General features: G+C 66.0%; 4 protein-coding genes. 2 read left to right on the forward strand and 2 right to left on the reverse strand.

The features are described from left to right. Together VGD20_RS10215 and VGD20_RS10220 are read left to right on the forward strand one after the other, a co-directional pair. Positions 1–973: phosphoenolpyruvate carboxykinase (ATP) (locus tag VGD20_RS10215; RefSeq protein ID WP_331134340.1), on the forward strand; the 973-nt coding region annotated here is incomplete at its 5' end. 49 nt (positions 974–1022) lie between these two features. After that, positions 1023–1475 (forward strand): hypothetical protein, encoded by a 453-nt coding sequence (locus VGD20_RS10220; protein WP_331134341.1) that lies wholly within the window; start codon positions 1023–1025, stop codon positions 1473–1475. Here the strand turns inward: VGD20_RS10220 and VGD20_RS10225 are convergent. After that, positions 1472–3298, reverse strand: a complete 1827-nt coding sequence (locus tag VGD20_RS10225; RefSeq protein WP_331134343.1) for a DUF885 domain-containing protein — start codon at positions 3296–3298, stop codon at positions 1472–1474. The two genes, VGD20_RS10220 and VGD20_RS10225, sit on opposite strands and share 4 nt — an antisense overlap. A gap of 142 nt (positions 3299–3440) precedes the next feature. Next, positions 3441–3839, reverse strand: coding sequence for a DUF3597 domain-containing protein (locus VGD20_RS10230; RefSeq protein WP_331134342.1), 399 nt, complete (start codon positions 3837–3839; stop codon positions 3441–3443). Between the last annotated feature and the right edge of the window lie 123 nt (positions 3840–3962).

A 3962-nucleotide genomic window follows, 5' to 3' on the forward strand; every position in this document is an offset into this window, starting at 1 on the left:
CGTGATGCCGATGCATTGCTCGGCGAACATCGGCCCCAAGGGCGACACCGCGGTCTTCTTCGGCCTGTCGGGCACCGGCAAGACGACGCTGTCGGCCGACGCCTCGCGCACGCTGATCGGCGACGACGAGCATGGCTGGTCGGACACCGCGGTCTTCAACTTCGAAGGCGGCTGCTACGCCAAGATGATCCGCCTGTCGCCCGAGGCCGAGCCCGAGATTTTCGCGACGACCAAACGCTTCGGCACGGTGCTCGAAAATGTCGTGATGGACCCCGAAACGCGCGAACTCGATTTCGACGATGCAAGCCTCGCCGAGAACAGCCGCGGTTCGTACCCGATCGACTTCATTCCGAACACATCGGAAAAGAATATGGGTCCGGTGCCGCAGACCGTCATCATGCTCACCGCCGATGCCTATGGCGTGTTGCCCCCGATCGCGAAGCTGACCCCCGACCAGGCGATGTATCACTTCCTTTCGGGCTACACCGCGCGCGTCGCGGGGACCGAGATCGGCGTGACCGAGCCCGAGGCGACCTTCTCGACCTGCTTCGGCGCCCCCTTCATGCCGCGCCATCCGTCGGTTTACGGTAATCTGCTCAAGGAACGGATCGCCAAGGGCGGCGTCCAGTGCTGGCTCGTCAACACCGGCTGGACCGGCGGCATGGCGACGATGGACGGCATCAAGCGCATGCCGATCAAGGCGACCCGCGCGCTGCTCAACGCCGCGCTCGACGGCAGCCTGAATGACGCCGAATTCCGCAAGGACCCGAATTTCGGCTTCATGGTCCCCGTCGCGGTGCCGGGCGTCGACAGCAGCCTGCTCGATCCGCGCGAGGCGTGGGCCGACAAGCAAGCCTATGACCGCACCGCGCAAACGCTCGTCGGCCAGTTCATCGACAATTTCGCGCAATTTGCGGACCATGTCGACGAAGGCGTCCGCCAGGCAGCCCCGCAGGCGGCCGTCGCAGCATAATTGACCCGGAACTCTTCCGGGTGGCACATCACCCGGAAGGACCGGAAAAATGACCACCGAATATAAACCGCGCCCGTTCGAGCGCGACGAAGACATCCGCGCGATCGGCACCGGCCTGCTCGCGCGCACGCTGCCGCGTGAGGCGTGGACGCACGAAGCGCATCTCGGCGCCTGTCTCTGGCTCGTCAGTGAGCGTCCCGACATCGACATCGACGCCGAGATCGCGACGATCATCAGCCGCTATAACGAGAGCGTCGGCGGGGTGAACGACGACCATGGCGGCTATCACGACAGCATCACCCGCGCCTATGTCGCGGGCGTCCGCCTGTTCCTGTCGGAAACCGCCGAGACCGGCCTCGCCGCGCGCGTCAACGCGATGCTGCTCTCCGACGTCGGTCGCCGCGACTGGCCGCTGCGCTTCTACAGCCGCGCGCTGCTCTTCTCGGTCCCGGCGCGGCGCGGGTTCGTCGAACCCGACCTCGCGCCGTTCCCGCAGGCCTAGCCCTTCGCACCCCGCACATATTCGTCGACATTCTGCGCCAGCACATCGAGCGGGACGTTGCCGCCCTTGACGACGACATCGTCGAAATCGCGCAGGTCGTATTTCGTACCGAGCGCCTTTTGCGCGAGGCCGCGCTGGCGGACGATCTCGCTGTGCCCGACCTTGTAACCGCAGGCCTGTCCCGCCCAACTGCAATAACGGTCGACTTCGCTCGCGACCTCGAGCGGGTTCGAGCCATTTTCCTTGACGAAAAACTCGACGCCCTGCTCGCGCGTCCAGCGTTTGGCGTGGAGGCCGGTGTCGACGACGAGGCGGCACGCACGGAACGCCAGCGACTGGAGATAGCCGAGGCGCCCGACCTCGAAGTCATCGTAGAGGCCGAGCTCGTCGGCAAGCTGTTCCGCGTACAAGGCCCACCCTTCCGAATAGGCGTTGAACGCGAGCATCGTACGGATCAGCGGCATCTGGTTCGCATATTCGCCCTGCCAGACATGCCCCGGGATCGCTTCGTGCATTGCGAGGTCGGGAAGCGAATATTTGCTGTGCAGTTCGGTGGTGCGCAGGTTGATCCAGAATTTGCCCGGGACCGTTCCGTCGATCGATCCTGCACCGCCATAGGCGGCGGGCGCGCCGGGTTCCTCGGCGAGCGGCAGGCGCTTCACCTCGACATTGCCCTTCACCAGCGTGCGGAAGGCGCGCGGCAATTGCGCGCGGATCTTGCCGAGCCAGGTCTGGATATAGGCGTGGATTTCGGCGCGGCCGGCATCATTGTCGGGGAATTTGAAACGCGGGTCCTGCGCCAGCGCGTTCATGCGGTCGCCGACCGAACCCTGCGTATAGCCGAGCTTTTTCAGGATCGGGTCCATTCGTCCGTGCAGTTCGGCCAGCTCGTCGCGGCCCATCTGGTGGACCTCTTCGGGGGTCATCCGCGTCGTCGTCGAGGCGCGAAGCCCCCACGCATACCATTCGTCACCGCCGGGGCGCGCCCACATGCCGGCGTCCATCGTCGCCTTGGGCCGCTGCGCCTTCAGTTCGGCGATCTGGCGTTCGAGCGCGGCAGCGACCGGGCCCTGCACGATCTTTGCCGAACGCGCGTTCCAGTCGCCCGCGATCTTCGCCTCGCCGGTGCGGCGGACGAGGCTTTCGACCATCGACCCGCCCGCCCTGGCATCGGCGATCGTCGCCTCCATCTGCTTGACCGCCTTGTCGATCAGGAAGGCGGGAGCGATCAGGCCCCCGGCGCCCGCTGCCTTCAGCCGTCCGGTTTCGCCGTCGAGCACGCCCGGAAAGGCGTTGAGTCGCGAGAGATAGGCTTCGGCGTCGGCCGACGTCTTGACCGGATGATCGCTGTCGAGGAATTTCGGCACGTCGAGATAGGCGCCGACATTCTGGATCACGACATAGGGCGTGTTGCGCCAGCCGCCGACCGCGACGTCGCCATAGGGCAGGGCAAAGCCGTCGAGCGCGACGCCATAGGCGCTTTCGACGACCGCGAGGCTGGTGCGCGTGCTGTGGTCGAGCCCGGCCTTGTCGAACGCGCGCACGCGCGCGATGTCGGCTTTCAGCGTGTCGGCGACGGCCTTTTGCCCCGCGGCCGACCGGTCGCCGAGCTTGCCGCGCTCGGCGGCGCGCGTGCCGGTGTCGATGCCAAGCGACGTCGCGCCTTCGGGCGAGAGGGCGAGGAGATTGTCGGCGATCGAATCGAGCAGCTTCTGCGCGTCGCTCTTCGGCGCGGTCTGCAAGGCTGCGGCCGGACCGGCGATGGCGAGGCCGGCAGAGCCGGCGCCCAGCGTGGCGAGCGTCTGACGGCGGCTGAAAGGCATGGAAAGCGGATTGGACACGGGCGGCTCCCTGGCGACTTGTTTCTTCTGAAACCTGTCTAGGCGCGCCCGCGAACCGGTCAACGAAAAGGGGCCGGGAAAGCGTCCACCCTCCCGACCCCCGTCGAAAATAATGGGCGGTTTATCAGTCGGTGAGGTCGGCAGGAACCTTGCCGCCATTGGCCGCGAGTTCGCGCATCACCGCCTTGTGCAGCCAGATGTTCATTTCGGCGCTGCCGTCGAGTTCGCCGGTATAGCCGAGCTCCTGCGCCAGCTCCTTGCGGTTGGCGAGGCTCGAATCGATGCCGAGCAGCTTCATCAGGTCAACGATCGACGTGCGCCAGTTGAGATCCTGGCCGGCGGTTGCCGCTTCGGCGGTCAGGATCGCGTCGACATCGACGGGAGCGGCAGCCGCCGCTGCCATGGCTTGCGTCGCGGCGTCGAGCGCGGTGCCGACGGGGCTGGGCGCGGCCGGGGCGGCGGGTTCAGCTGCGACGGCCTTCTTGCCGAAAATGGCGTCCTTGATCTTGCCGAAAATACTCATTGTGTAGCTCCCACTAGAAACGCGGCTCATCCCCGACAGGGCGAGTCGGATAGCTGCAAGCTAGGACTATGCATTTGAGAATGACAGCCAAATGAACGACTCGTCCTGTGCCCGCCTGCTGCT

This window comes from Sphingopyxis sp., from assembly GCF_036402335.1.
In the GTDB taxonomy this organism is placed as follows: domain Bacteria; phylum Pseudomonadota; class Alphaproteobacteria; order Sphingomonadales; family Sphingomonadaceae; genus Sphingopyxis.

Coding starts and splice junctions, on each gene's coding strand:
- VGD20_RS10220 (WP_331134341.1), top strand. CDS start 1,023: ATGACCACCGAATATAAACCGCGCCCGTTCGAGCGCGACGAAGACATC.
- VGD20_RS10225 (WP_331134343.1), bottom strand. CDS start 3,298: ATGCCTTTCAGCCGCCGTCAGACGCTCGCCACGCTGGGCGCCGGCTCT.
- VGD20_RS10230 (WP_331134342.1), bottom strand. CDS start 3,839: ATGAGTATTTTCGGCAAGATCAAGGACGCCATTTTCGGCAAGAAGGCC.